Raw genomic sequence first — 14276 nt, forward strand, 5'->3', positions numbered from 1 at the left:
TCCTACTCTAGTTGTCAGGGTACGCTCGCGATAGCCATTCCGATAGCTGACACGTCCATCACTTCGCTCATACGGCTCGGCATTCAATTGTTCGCTGGCCTGTCCTCGCAGCACCGCATCAAATACTTTTTCCAGTAATTTCGCCACCCCGTTCTCCCGATTTCCAAGCATAAGGTCTTTAAGAATTTCGTCTTCCAGTGTAAGATGTACTTGAGCCATGATCTCATTCCTTTCAGTTGTTAGTTTCGCAAAACCTATTATACCGAAAGCGAGCTCGTGGCTCTTTTTTATTTCTCAATTTACACCAAGTATACGGACTTTATCCTGTCTTTCTTCTAAAAACTGATACTCTAAACAAAGAATTAAGCTAGAGGGCGATTATACAAAAAGTAAGTAAAATATTCAATAATTTATTGCAAAGTTTTTGAGCCTGCATTATTCTTTCCTTTATACATTTTATCATTAAAATAAGATGATTATTTCGAAAGTGCTGCAAAATAATTATTTCGAACTTATTCTGCAAGCTCAGCTTGCATCAGCGTTATTCTTTGCATTATACCAGCAAGACTTTGCCTGGTGCCAATTAGCATATCCAAATCCAATTCGCCGCCTTTTTCTCCTTTATGAATCACAGCAGCAGCTTTAGCTATAATGCTCTCAAATTCGGATAAAACACTTCTGTACTGATCAATATTTTCATCATTATTGATAATAGTTTCATATAACTGTCTGGCAGCATTAAGAGCATTTCTTGTTGACATATATGCCTGCATTACTTCATGTTCTCTTTTTAGTTCAGCAATTAGATCTATACAGTTCCAAGTTTTATTATGCTCTGTAATAACTGCTTTCAGATCAATTTTAAACTCATTCGTTTTCTTCAAAGCATTTAGAAATTCTCTTATCCTGTCATCGTCCATATTATGCAAAATCGCAAAAGTACTATCTGGTTTTCTATAGTCAGAGCCAGCCGAACATAAATCACAGCCAGGAATTCCCGCAAGATAACCTATACTAAGACATAAATCTGCTTCTGAAAGCGGTTGTCCTTTTACTCTTAATGTCTCAAGTAGTGAATTCATTAACAGCTGTTGTTTTTCATTTAAACCATAGTAAAGAACTATCTCTTTTTTTTCATATTCATCAATCATTTTTCTTCCTCACTTATCATCTTCTCTACATCAAAAATAATTGCTTTTTGAAATATACTCATTTCATCTTATTTACGGCCATTCTAAGAATCTCCGCTGCCATAGGGGCAGCAGTTCCTCCGCCTGATACACCTTCTTCTACTACTATTGCCACTGCTAAAGGATATTCTTCATCATCAACATAACCTATAAACAAAGCATTGTTCTCCTGACCTGCTACCTGAACAGTTCCTGTTTTACCTGCAACTGTGACTCCCGATACGGCAGCAGAGCTGCCGCTGCCTCCTGCCACAACATCCAGCATAAAATCACCTAGTTTTGCCGCCATATCCTCACTCATTATTCTCTTTTCTATAGACGGATTAATTTTATTATATTCTCTTCCGGTAGGATCTGTAAATTTATTAATTATATGAGAGTTCATGATATTTCCTTTATTTGCTATAGCACCGGCAAGCCTTGCCATTTCTAAAGGAGACATACTTATTTCGCTGTTGCCGGTAGGTTGTCCAATAGCCAGCCAAGACAAAAGCAAATCATCCTGATCGCAATCAATTTTACCTGCAATCCCATTCAAAGCATCTACCATATATGGCTCGCCTATATTTAATCTCTTAGCTGCCTCTAGCAGCTCTTCTTGACCAAGAACAACTCCAAGCTCACCAAAAAAGACATTGCAGGATTGTGAAATAGCTTTTTGCAGATCTACTTCTCCATGACCATCTCCTGATTCATTTGCTGCATCTGGATGTATTGTTGAATGTCCGGTACATGTAACATGAAAATCAGGATCGTATTTTTCAGAACTTAACCAGGCCTCTGTAGTAACTAATTTGAAAATTGAACCTGGTGCATAAGCTCCCCTCAAAGCACGGTTAAATAAACCTGTTTCTGGTATTCCTTCATAATCAATTACAGATTGCGGACTAGTACCAGGTGAACTGGTAGAAACCAGCAAAGCTCCGGTTTTATAATTTATAACAACAATAGCACCATTACGGCCTGCCAGAAGTTCATATGATTTTGCACACAACTCACTGTCTATTGTAAGTGTTATATTATCTCCTGCTAATCCACTGCCCTGAATATCAAGCCATAGCTGATGAAAAGGATTTCTATCTATACCTAATAAAGTCGACTGATATCTGGTTTCAATAGTATTGTCAATTCTTTGTGTATAATCACCGACAGTATGTATCACAGATTTTGCAACCAATGAATTTTCGCTATACTGTCTTATACCGCCATCACTATACGCAAGAACAGAACCATTTATATCAGTAATCATTCCAGCTTGGGAATAACGCTGCCTTAACGAAGAGAGATTTTCTCCGGCAGCAACCGACAGCCTGGTTTTGCTTCTATACTGCTGCCATAAAAGTCCACCAGTCAAAGCAATACTTAAACTAAGAAAAACTATCAAAGTTATTTTCAGGTTTTGAATCAGCTTCTTCATGTTCTGATATTTTTATCCTTTCTAGATGATAGTCCAAATAAAATAGCCAAAAGAATTATTTTTGAAAGCATTGAACTGCCGCCTTCAGAAATAAAAGGCAAAGTTACTCCTGTAAGAGGAATAAGCCCGGTCACCCCTGCAATAACAACTGCGGCTTCCATAAAAAACATGGTTCCTATACCCAAGGCAAGACTTGATGTAAAGCCATCCTGAGCAATAACAGTAACTCTGGCTGATCTTAGCCAAAGAATAATAAAAACAGCCAGCAATGAGATACCGGTTATCATTCCAAGCTCTTCACAAACAATAGAATAGACCATATCTGAAGAGGCAAGAGGTATACCTCCCGGACTGCCGTTGCCAAGACCTCGCCCAAAGAGACCGCCTCTGGCAACAGCCTGAAGACCATAAACAATTTGTCTGTTACTATCATTAACTTCCTGCCATAAAGTTGTCCAACCAGCAAGCCTTCTTTGCACATGAGGAAAAACAGTATATGCAAAAACAGATACAGCAGATCCGGCAAACATTAATATGGCAGTTGATATATATTCAGAGGTCATTACTACATATACAAGTAAAGTTGTAGGTAATAAAATCATGACCATACCAAGGTCTGGCAATAGCATTATAAGAAGAAATATAGCAGCTGCCCAAACAGCAAAAAGTATTTGGATTTTCTTAGAAGGCCTGATTTTGAAAAAACCGGCAAGCACTATCAGATAGGTAATCTTAGCAAATTCTGTAAGCTGTATAGTCATTCCTCCGACTGCAATCCATAAAGTTGCTCCATGTTCATCACCACCATGACCCAAAATTAAAGTTGCAATAAGAAAAAGAGGCGTTAAAGCAGCACATAAAAAAGTCAGAGGTTCCAGAATTCTTGTTTTAGATACAATAATTGCAGCAAAAGGAAAAATTGCCAACCCTATCATGATAGACAAGCCCTGAGTTCGTAATCTATTCATTATTCTCTGAGAAAATTCCGCCAGATCAGCAGTTGCTTGAGCAACAGTTTGCTGATCTCCGCTTAACCAGGCATTAGAAGCATTTAGAACACCATTGCTCAAAATACCCGATAATCTAATCTGAAACATCATTCCTATAACTATCAGATGCAGCATAATCAGTATCATAAATTTATCACTGCCATTCATAATTAAAGGCAACAGAAAATAATATAAATTTATCAAAATGATGACAGAAAAAACAAATACCGGCATAAAGGAAGAAATTTCCGGCAGACCTTCCGGTATTAACCTTGTGATGAGAAAACCGCCTAGCAATGCATAAAGATTGATCATAACCCAGGAAGAAACACTTCCCTTTACAGATATGCTTTCTTCCCGATCATCATTATATTCTTCATACTGCAAGCTGCCAAAATCATTTTCATCCATAAATCGAAGACTAATCCCGCCTGCACTTATAATGTCCGAATTTTCAAGAGGGGTTGCCGGAACTATTCGAACACCATTTAGATATACCGGATTCCTTCTACTAACCGGTTTAACGAACCAGTCACCATCATATCTGTAAATCATCAAATGACGCTTTGCTATATCATTTCTATGAAATCTGATGTCACAGGCAGATGAGCGCCCTATACTGGTAGTATGATACAAAGGAAGACGCATAATTGTTGAATCGGTTTCCCTAAATCTAAAATCATTATTACCTGCAAAAGAAGCTGAATTTTCAAGATAATCAGTTAGAAAAAATCCTTTAACCGGCTTAACACGATATATCAGATCACTTCTTAATGATTTAAGTGCCATCCTTGTCATCAACCAAATTATTACTACAAATAAAATGGCGAAAATATACCTGAGCATATATGAAAAATTAAAAACATCCTCAATCATAGCGCTATTCTACCATAGTTTCACCAAAATGATGTTTTGTTTGCAACATGTTGACAATTTCCAAACCAGGCAATGGTCTGGAAAGCAAATATCCCTGCACCTGATCACATTCAGTATTTCTGAGTTTTGCCAGTTGATCTTTGGTTTCTATGCCCTCAGCCAGAACCTTCATTCCTAAACCATGTGACATAAGCATGATACTTTCAATAACATTTTTACCTTTCATATCAAGGAATCTGTCTATGAGAGATTTATCAAGCTTGATTTTACTTACAGGCATATATGCCAGATATTTTAAAGAAGAATACCCTGTCCCGAAATCATCAAGTGCCAGTTTTATCCCATGGGCAGTAAAACGGTTTAGATAGTCTATAGTATGTTCATTCTCGTGAAGTAATATGCCTTCTGTAATTTCAACTTCAAGCAAAGAGGTATCAAGGCCATGGTCAAACATTTTTTTATAAAGATAATCTGGGAAATCACAATCTTTAATCTGGCTGCTTGAAAAATTTATAGCTATCGGCAAAGCATCCAAACCTTTAGCTTTAATATCTGCTAAAAATTGTATTACAGTATCTGCCACATACCTTCCCAAAGGTACAATCAAACCTGAATCTTCGGCAACAGGAATAAAAAGATCCGGTGTCAGACCACTTTGAGGCATACGGAGTAATGCCTCAAAAGCATTGATCCTGCCGGTTTTCAAATCAACTTGCGGCTGATATACAACAGAAAATAATTTCTCGTCCAGATATTTTACTATTTTCTTTTCTATTTCAACACGGTCATTTACTTCAGCTAACATCGATTTGTCAAAGAAAACAAAGCTGTTTCTGCCACGATGCTTCACATAATACATCGCCGTATCTGCCTGCATTATAAGTTTGTTAATATCATTTCCGTTTTCAGGGAAAAGTGATATTCCCATACTAAAATTAATAATATTATTTTGTCCGTCGATATAGAAAGGTTCCTTAAACAGATTAGAGATATCATTGGCAAGTTTATCAATGAAATTATCATGCCCTTCTTCTATAGCCATGATCAAAAATTCATCACCGCCAAATCGGGAAACAATAACCAAAGGTGAAACAAGACTCATTAACCTTTCCGCAATTAATTTCAATATTCTGTCACCATAAATATGACCCATCGTGTCATTTATGCGTTTAAAATTATCAAGATCAAGCAGCATAATTGCGCCCTTGGTATATTTTTTCATCATTCTGGCCGCATGCGTGCTGAAATAGTGCCTGTTTGGCAAATCAGTAAGTGCATCATGGTCAGCCAGATATTTTATTTCTTCTTCTTGAGCCTGCATTTTTGTAACATCAAGGACAATCCCTGAAACAGAAGTTAAATTATCGTCACCATCACGAATACCCCTGCCTCTAATCATCAGCCAAATAATTGATCCTTTAGCATCATGAACAGGCAACCGCAGCTGCATTTCCTTCTCTTCATAACAATTATGAATTAATTCTATAAAGCGTTCTCTATCATGCGGCAATAAAAATTGATCAAGATACTCAATGATATTATTTAGAGGATCTATTTGGCGGTGAATTATCTTGTGAAAATTACCAGAAAAAACAATTTTATTTTCCCCTACATCATATTCCCAGACAGCACTATTAGTACCGTCAATAGCAATCTGAAGTTTTTGATTAAGCTGCTCTATATATGCTGCATGCTTTTGGATTGTTATAAATTGCTGTCTTAAAGTTTCTTCAGATTTTTCAAGAGTTTTATACATGATATTAAGTTCAGAGTTTGTATCTTTAAGCTGTTCTGACATTTTACGTCTGCGCCAGTTATCAAACATCGTGATTGTAGTCACACAAACAAGAAAGATAAAAATCATAGCAACAAACCAGAAAAGTTGTTTGTTTTCTTCATAGAGACTTATTTTTTGATTAACAAGAATAGCATCAGCAGGAATTAATGATTTATCTATCCCAAACGCATCTATCAAAGCAGCATCAAAATAATAGAAATTTGTACTTTCCTCAATCATCTCAATTTCATTGATTGCTTTTCCATCTATAATTTCAAGCGCCATTTGCGCAGCAATTCTGCCCTGCTCAACATAAGAAACCATCTGTCCGCCAAACAAGCCATCTCCTACACCGCCGATAGATGCTCTATAGACAGGAATATTTGTCCAGGTGCTTATAAATTCAACTGATTCAGGGATGGTGTACTGATTTCCGTCTATATCTTCAAACATTGAAAGATATAACATAATTGTCTCTTGTCCATAAGAAGAAAGTTTTTGCGCAAGCTCATTTAGATTCAAATCCGAAGAATTGACCATCTCATATTCGTAGTGTTCAAATGCCTCCATTGCAAGCTCAAACTGACGCTGGTCGCCCTGACCGGTCATAGTATTATCAACTATAGCAACAACTCTGTTAGCTTGGGGATTAATTTTAGCAGCTAGTTTTATATTTTCTGCCAAAGAAGTTTCCTCTACAACGCCTGTCATTTTGCCGGTTGCATAAGCTTTATTCGCTCTATCAAAATCATTTATACCAAGAAAAACTATAGGCATTTGAAAATACTCTGAATAATCCATTACATATTGCAGTGCATAATCATCGCCCACAATCAAAACATCATACTGCGGCAATCTATTAATTCTGTATGAGAGCCATTGATGAAACAATATAAGACTTTCTTCATCTGCAAATCTTTTTGCATCCATGTACTCCAGATCAAGATCTATCGAATCATTCTCAAAGCCTTTCCAAAGACCTTTTATCTGCTCAGGTATTGTAATAAAACTCTCTGTATATGAACTAATGAAAAGAACTCTGCCATTTCTGGTCTGTCTTACCAAATCTGTGCCTGAATTGATATCAGACGCAAAAAAAGAATCCGCTACTATGAAAGGACTCAGAAAAAAGATTAAAAGAATGATAGTGATACTCTTTAATAATCTATTCACAAAACCTCCTTGAAAAAAGAAGTTATTTGCCGCCCGGAGTTTGAATCAAAACGTTTCTTATATCTGTACTTAACAATATAGAAGAATGATAGCCATTACTACAAGTGTTTTGTCACTCTTATTACTAAGACTATGGCTTTGTCCACCTAAAGTAATTGCAGCATCGCCTGAATTAAGAATTTTATCCTCACCTTGATCACAAATCACTGCTTCACCTTCTATTACGTAAAAAATTTCTTCTTCACCCTGATGCTCATGAAAGCCTATCGAGCAATCTGGTTCCAGCTCAATTCTGGCAATAAGTCTGGCCTTGCCCTGAATTTCTTCTTTCTGAAAAAGATGTGTTATCTCAACCTTTCCTTTTCCGCCTCTCATTTGTTCTTTTATCTCTTTAATCATTTCATCTGCTCTTTTGATCATGCTTTATGCCTCCCAGGTAATTATTTATAGACTTATTCTATTTCTATTAACATTTTATTTTGAATCACTAATTTTTCTTAAAACTGATGGCTGCAAAAACCAGATAAGATTCACATTGAAATCACCTTCAGAAGTATTATCTAAACTAAACGCTGCAGCCGCTCCTTTTTTGAAAGGAAGCCGGCAATCGCAAAGCTGCTTGCTAAACTCACCAAGCCATGGTTCATGTCCTACAAGAATCAAAAAATCACTTTCCTTGCTATTTATAATGCCGGTTATTTCATCTGACTTGCCGTCTATGAGAGCATTGTCTATTATTATATCTTTTATTCCTAAAGATTTTTGAATTATCTCAGCTGTTTCAACTGCTCTAATTAAAGGACTGGACACAACAATTGTCTTTGCATTTTTGCTTTTAAATGTTTCAGAGATCATAAAATTAAGACCTAACGCGGCTTTGCTGAATTTTTGCCGGCCACTGTCTGTCAGCCGTCTATCATCATCATTTTCAATTGTACCTCTTTTTTGAGCAGGGCCATGTCTTACCAGCAGAATAATCATCAGAGTTACCTCCTGTTCATATTCATTAAACATTTCGTAACACCTTGTCATTGTTAAGTACAAATTATATGTGTAATAATAATATCATGATTGTCTTGTAAAAGAAAAAGTATTTAAGTTAAAAAAAGTTGTAAATCTAATATATTTCATAGGAGGAAATATCATGAGTGAATTTATAAACAACCGTGAGCACAGGCAAAAAGTACTGAAAGAGTTAATAAAGCAGCTGCATGAGGGAAAAACAGCAGATGATGTCAAGGCACAATTTCAGGAAACATTTGATGGTGTATCCGCCAGTGAAATATCAGAAGCAGAACAAGCCTTAATAAATGAGGGGATGCCGGTAGCAGAAATTCAAAAGCTTTGTGATGTTCATGCCTCGGTATTCAAAGGTTCAATTGAGGAAATCCACACCCCTGATCAAGAGGCAGAAGTATCAGGGCACCCTGTAAATACATTTATTGCTGAAAACAAAGCGATTAAAGATCTTATAAAAAATGAGATTGAAAAATCTCTTGCAACCTGGGTTGAATCGAATGATACAGCCAGTTTATGGAAATTAAAACAAGATATTTCTCTTCTTTCCGAAATCAATCTGCATTATCTGAAAAAAGAAAATATATTTTTCACTTTTATGGAAAAATATGGCATTACAGCTCCGCCTAAAGTAATGTGGGCAGTTGATGATGAAATCAGAGCTATGGTTAAAGAAAGCTTGTCGCTTCTGAACAGCAAGGATATTGATAGAAATAAAACTGTTGAAAAAATATCAGAAACAACTACCAAAATTGACGAAATGATTTTTAAAGAAGAAGAAATTATGATGCCTATGCTAAAAGAAAATTTAACACAGGCAGAATGGAAACAAGCAGCAGATGACTTTACAGAAATCGGATATTGTCTTATAGAAGACGTTCCCGTATGGACACCTGCTCATAAAGAGTCTGAGCAGCCTGAAACCACAAGTCAATCACTGGACGGGCAAATAGTTTTGCCTTCAGGCGTTTTCAGACTGGAAGAACTTACAAAAATGCTTGATACTTTACCCTTTGACATCACATTTGTAGATAAAGACGACAGGGTAAAATATTTTTCGCAAAGTGAGGAACGTATTTTCCCAAGATCAAAATCGATTATCGGCAGAGAAGTTGCTAATTGTCACCCACCCAAAAGTGTACATGTAGTCGAAAAAATTGTTGACGATTTTAAAAACGGCCGCAAAAACCATGAAGATTTCTGGATCAAGATGAATCAAAATTTTATTCTCATAAGATATTTTGCTGTAAGGAGTGACTCCGGAGAGTATTTAGGAACTGTTGAGGTCACTCAGAACATTGCGCCGATTCAGGAAATAAGCGGAGAAAAAAGATTAATGTCTGACTAGAAACAAAATTTTTCAGATAATTATATGACAGCATTTTGCAAATGCCAGACCATAGGAGGTACGACCAGATGAAAGAAATTGATGATCGCAACCAACTAAAAGAAAAGGCCTGGGAAACAATTGACAGCCAGGAAGCTCTAGAATTATTAAATTCAGAAAAACACGGCCTCACAGAAGATGAAGCAAAACAAAGGCTTGAGTACTGGGGAGAAAATAAGCTCCCTGAGCAAAAACATGACAGTGCATTAAAAAGATTTATTATGCAATTTCACAATGCACTGATCTATGTTCTTCTTGCAGCAACCATCCTAACTGCAGTAATGCAGCATTGGATAGATACTTTTGTAATTTTGGGTGTAGTTTTTATCAATGCATTGATTGGCTATATTCAAGAAGACAAAGCTCAGAAGGCACTCGAAGGTATAAAGCACCTTCTTTCGCCTAAAGCATCCGTAATACGAAACGGCAAGCGAAAAGAAATACCTGCTGAACAGCTTGTACCAGGTGATATTGTTATAATTAATGCAGGAGATAAATTACCGGCTGATCTGCGACTTATAAGCGCCACCAGACTGGAAATCGAGGAGGCGTCTTTAACAGGAGAATCTGATGCAGTTCACAAAGATATAAATCCTGTGGAAAAAGGCACAGTTCTCGGTGAGAGAAAATCTATGGCCTATACAGGTACAACGGTGCAGGCAGGCGAAGGAAAAGGCATAGTTATTGCAACAGCTTCGGACACTGAACTGGGCAAAATAAATACTATGCTCTCCGAAACAGAGGCAATAACCACCCCACTTATACGTAAAATTAATGACTTTGGGCATAAACTCAGCTTTTTTATCGTTGCTTTTGCCATTCTTGTAATGATATACGGCATTTTCATTATGAATACGCCATTTAATGAAGTTGTGCTTTCAGTAATAGGACTTGCTGTAGCAGCAATACCAGAAGGTCTGCCTGCTATTTTGACAATTACTCTGGCAATCGGAGTTCAGAAAATGGCCAGAAGAAATGCTATTATAAGAAGGCTTCCCTCTGTTGAAACGCTTGGATCTGTTACTGTTATTTGTTCTGACAAAACGGGTACACTTACTAAAAATGAAATGACAGCTACAGTTGTAGATACAGCTTCAGGATCATGGGCAGTTGAAGGAACCGGATATATTCCGGAAGGCAGACTTATAGATGAAAATGACAAAGCTAAATCTCAAGAAGAAATTTTGGAGAACACTGCTCTTTCCAGGTTGCTGCAAGCAGCAGGCTTATGCAATGATTCGGAAATAGTGGAAAATGATAAGGGGCACTGGGTTGTTCAGGGAGCGCCTACGGAAGGTGCACTAAAGACCTTAACCTTAAAGGCTGGTCTGGAAATTGAAAACGAACGGCTAGATAGTATTCCTTTTGATTCAAAGTATAAGTATAAAGCAACTCTCAATCAGATAGGCGATCAGCGAATAATGTTTATTAATGGCGCGCCCGAAAGGCTCATCTCAATGTGCAGCCAGCAAATAACAAATGATGGCAATGTGAAAATTGATAAAGAATACTGGGAAAAGAAAATTGAGAAACGTGCTGCTCAGGGTAAGAGAATGCTTGGTTGTGCTTTCCTGCCTGTTGCCTCAGATAAAGATGAAATAACACATGACGATATAAATCACGATCTTATTTTTATTGGTACGGTGGGCATGATTGATCCTCCAAGACCTGAAGCCATAAAAGCGATTGAAGCGTGTAAAAATGCCGGCATAACGGTAAAAATGATCACCGGAGATCACCTGCTAACAGCTCGTTCAATAGGTGAGCAAATGGGAATAGGTGATGGTAAAACTGTAATAAGCGGAGCAGATCTGGAAGATATGGACGATGAACAAATGCAAGAAGCAGTAAAAAATTGTGACATCTTCGCCAGAACAAGTCCAGAGCATAAGCTTAGACTCGTTACAGCTATACAGGCAAACGGTGACATTAGTGCCATGACAGGAGACGGTGTAAATGATGCTCCGGCATTAAAGAAAGCTGACATAGGCGTGGCAATGGGCATTAAAGGCACTGAAGTTACAAAAGATGCCGCAGCTATGGTTTTAGCAGATGATAATTTCTCTTCAATTGCCTCTGCTGTTGAAGAAGGTCGAACTATATATGACAATTTGAAAAAAACATTATTATTTATGCTACCGACAAACGGAGCCGAAGCACTGATTATTCTGGTTGCCATAATATTTGGTCTGGCAATGCCCATTACACCTGTACAGATACTTTGGGTAAATATGGTTACTGCTGTTACTTTAGGTCTTGCTCTTGCATTTGAACCAAGCGAAAGCAATGTTATGGCAAGGCCGCCCCAGAACCCTAAGGCACCAATGCTTAATAGATATTTCTTTTTCAGAATTGTATTTGTTTCTTTGCTGATAGGTGCTTTTACCTTGGCTGTATTTATGTCACTTAAAGGTCAGGGAGAAGTTTATGCCAGAACTATTGCCATCAATACACTGGTTTTTGGTGAACTGTTTTATCTATTTAATTGCCGAAAAGTTGATGAAAGCATTTTTGGCAAAGGTTTATTTTCAAACCATGTAGCTCTTGCAGTTAGTGGCATACTTCTTGCGATTCAGATAGCGTTTACATATTTGCCATTTATGAATACTCTGTTTGAAACACAACCGGTTGAACTAAAAGACTGGATCTACCCGCTGGTTTGTGGTATAGCAGTTCTACTTATAGTAGAATTGGAGAAAAAAATAACACGCAGCTTCAGGAATAAAAAACAAAGTATGCTTCAGGGCTGAACTTGTTTTAATTTTTCAGACATAGCTTATGGAGGATATTATGAAAATTACAGGAGCACAGGCAATAGTTGATATCTTACAAAAAAACGAGATTACAGCCGTGTTTGGTTATCCTGGGGCTGCTATTTGCCCTTTTTACGATGCTTTAACCGATTCAAATATACATCATGTTTTAGTTAGAAATGAACAAGGTGCAGCTCACGCTGCTAACGGATATGCCAGAGCAGGTAAAAAAACAGGAGTTTGTATTGCAACCTCCGGGCCGGGGGCAACCAATCTAATAACAGGAATTGCCACTGCTTATATGGACTCAATACCTCTTGTTATTATAACCGGCCAGGTATCGCGTGATCTTATAGGTAGTGACAGTTTTCAGGAAGTTGATATTACAGGAGCTACGTCACCTTTTACAAAGCACAATTATCTGGTAAGACAAGCGACTGAAATACCGGCAGTCATGGAGGAAGCGTTTTATCTGGCATCGAGCGGCAGACCAGGTCCTGTTTTGATCGACATTCCGGTTGATATTCAAACAGAGCAGATAGAATACGAATCGGATTTTTCTCCAAAACAAATAATTCTCCAAGGCTACAATCCTCCGCAAAATGCGGACAGCAACCTGATTGATCAAATGATAGCTATGATTAATGAAAGTGATTCGCCTATTGTTTGTGCCGGCGGCGGACTGATCGGCAGCGAAAGCTCTGAACTTTTTTGCCAACTGATGGAAAAATGGCAAATTCCGGTTGTAACCACTATGATGGGAATAGGTAATATTCCCGGCAATCATTACCTAAATTTAGGCACATTGGGTTCTCATGGTGTTTTTACTGCTAATTATGCTCTTCATCATGCCGATTTAGTCATTCTTATGGGAGCAAGAGTTGGCAATCGCGCTATGGGTTCAGCATCTGAAATAGCCAGGAAAGCCAAAATTATTCATATTGATATTGATCCTGCAGAAATAGGCAAAAATATCAAACCTCATCTGGCAATTCCTGCTGACATCAGATATGTGCTACAGGATTTAATGAATATACAAATCAAGAAAAGTTATAGTGACTGGCTTTCTAAAATAATAGAAATTAAAGCAAAGTACAACTTTATTAATTTCACTTATCAAAAATCTGATTTTATTAATCCGCCATCACTGCTCAAGGCATTAAGCGAAAAAGTATCACTTGATAAAACATTGATTACTACTGAAGTAGGACAAAACCAAATATGGTCAGCCAATCATTTCCCCATACAAAAAGCAGGAAGCTTTATAACATCAGGGGGAATGGGAACCATGGGTTTTGGTTTGCCGGCGGCTGTCGGAGCTCAGATGGCTTGTCCTGAAAAAACAGTAATAGCTATCAGTGGAGATGGCAGCATACAGATGTCGCTGCAGGAACTGGGAACGATTAAACAGGAAAAACTGCCAATAAAAATGGTTCTGCTAAATAATAGCAGATTGGGTATGGTACATGAAATACAAAGTCTTAAGTATTCTAAACGCTATTCACAGGTTTTCTTAGAAGAAAATCCTGATTTCCAAATATTAGCAGAAGCTTATGGATTTAAACATCTGTTAATAAGAAGCAATGATCAGATAGAAAAGGCAATAAGTTATATGCTGGAGGTTGATGAAGCTTTTTTACTAGAATGTATTGTCAATCCTCATGAACCGACTCTGTATCAATCTGGCAGGAGGTAAA

Annotated in this window: 10 protein-coding genes; 3 read left to right on the forward strand and 7 right to left on the reverse strand. The window is 37.5% G+C overall.

Annotated elements, in window-relative coordinates; translation table 11 throughout:
• The 7 genes from AC0KSB_RS11375 to AC0KSB_RS11405 all read right to left on the reverse strand — a co-directional run.
• Nucleotides 1-219 (reverse strand): transposase (locus AC0KSB_RS11375; RefSeq protein WP_472307717.1); only part of this gene is annotated, 219 nt, incomplete at its 3' end.
• A gap of 293 nt (nt 220-512) precedes the next feature.
• Complete coding sequence (locus AC0KSB_RS11380) at nt 513-1151, reverse strand: DUF3783 domain-containing protein (protein WP_472309358.1); 639 nt, start codon at nt 1149-1151, stop codon at nt 513-515.
• Nucleotides 1152-1209: 58 nt separating this feature from the next.
• The gene (locus AC0KSB_RS11385) at nt 1210-2607 is read right to left on the reverse strand and encodes a penicillin-binding transpeptidase domain-containing protein (protein ID WP_472309360.1); all 1398 of its coding nucleotides are present in this window, start codon (nt 2605-2607) and stop codon (nt 1210-1212) included.
• Nucleotides 2604-4472 carry an FtsW/RodA/SpoVE family cell cycle protein gene (locus AC0KSB_RS11390; protein WP_472309364.1) on the reverse strand — a complete coding sequence of 623 codons (1869 nt, stop codon included), beginning with the start codon at nt 4470-4472 and terminating at the stop codon, nt 2604-2606. Before AC0KSB_RS11390 ends, AC0KSB_RS11385 begins: the two co-directional genes overlap by 4 nt.
• Before the next feature lie 4 nt (nt 4473-4476).
• Nucleotides 4477-7422: an ABC transporter substrate binding protein gene (locus AC0KSB_RS11395; protein WP_472309366.1), complete on the reverse strand. Its 2946-nt coding sequence runs from the start codon at nt 7420-7422 to the stop codon at nt 4477-4479.
• Nucleotides 7423-7491: 69 nt separating this feature from the next.
• Nucleotides 7492-7842, reverse strand: a complete 351-nt coding sequence (locus tag AC0KSB_RS11400; protein WP_472309368.1) for a cupin domain-containing protein — start codon at nt 7840-7842, stop codon at nt 7492-7494.
• A 54-nt stretch (nt 7843-7896) separates the two neighbouring features.
• The gene (locus AC0KSB_RS11405) at nt 7897-8403 is read right to left on the reverse strand and encodes a SixA phosphatase family protein (protein ID WP_472309370.1); all 507 of its coding nucleotides are present in this window, start codon (nt 8401-8403) and stop codon (nt 7897-7899) included.
• 163 nt (nt 8404-8566) lie between these two features.
• Between AC0KSB_RS11405 and AC0KSB_RS11410 the strand changes: the two genes are divergently transcribed.
• The 3 genes from AC0KSB_RS11410 to ilvB all read left to right on the forward strand — a co-directional run bounded on the left by AC0KSB_RS11410 (nt 8567) and on the right by ilvB (nt 14275).
• Nucleotides 8567-9787: a DUF438 domain-containing protein gene (locus AC0KSB_RS11410; protein WP_472309372.1), complete on the forward strand. Its 1221-nt coding sequence runs from the start codon at nt 8567-8569 to the stop codon at nt 9785-9787.
• Nucleotides 9788-9855: 68 nt separating this feature from the next.
• Nucleotides 9856-12576: a cation-transporting P-type ATPase gene (locus tag AC0KSB_RS11415; protein WP_472309374.1), complete on the forward strand. Its 2721-nt coding sequence runs from the start codon at nt 9856-9858 to the stop codon at nt 12574-12576.
• Between the two features lie 40 nt (nt 12577-12616).
• Nucleotides 12617-14275, forward strand: a complete 1659-nt coding sequence (gene ilvB / locus AC0KSB_RS11420; RefSeq protein WP_472309376.1) for a biosynthetic-type acetolactate synthase large subunit — start codon at nt 12617-12619, stop codon at nt 14273-14275.
• Nucleotide 14276 lies beyond the last annotated feature (1 nt).

The organism is Ercella succinigenes (genome assembly GCF_900002895.1).

Excerpts from the sequence above, each read along its gene's own strand:
- AC0KSB_RS11380 (WP_472309358.1), bottom strand. The coding sequence starts at position 1,151 with ATGATTGATGAATATGAAAAAAAAGAGATAGTTCTTTACTATGGTTTA.
- AC0KSB_RS11385 (WP_472309360.1), bottom strand. The coding sequence starts at position 2,607 with ATGAAGAAGCTGATTCAAAACCTGAAAATAACTTTGATAGTTTTTCTT.
- AC0KSB_RS11390 (WP_472309364.1), bottom strand. The coding sequence starts at position 4,472 with ATGATTGAGGATGTTTTTAATTTTTCATATATGCTCAGGTATATTTTC.
- AC0KSB_RS11400 (WP_472309368.1), bottom strand. The coding sequence starts at position 7,842 with ATGATCAAAAGAGCAGATGAAATGATTAAAGAGATAAAAGAACAAATG.
- AC0KSB_RS11405 (WP_472309370.1), bottom strand. The coding sequence starts at position 8,403 with ATGATTATTCTGCTGGTAAGACATGGCCCTGCTCAAAAAAGAGGTACA.
- AC0KSB_RS11410 (WP_472309372.1), top strand. The coding sequence starts at position 8,567 with ATGAGTGAATTTATAAACAACCGTGAGCACAGGCAAAAAGTACTGAAA.
- AC0KSB_RS11415 (WP_472309374.1), top strand. The coding sequence starts at position 9,856 with ATGAAAGAAATTGATGATCGCAACCAACTAAAAGAAAAGGCCTGGGAA.
- ilvB (WP_472309376.1), top strand. The coding sequence starts at position 12,617 with ATGAAAATTACAGGAGCACAGGCAATAGTTGATATCTTACAAAAAAAC.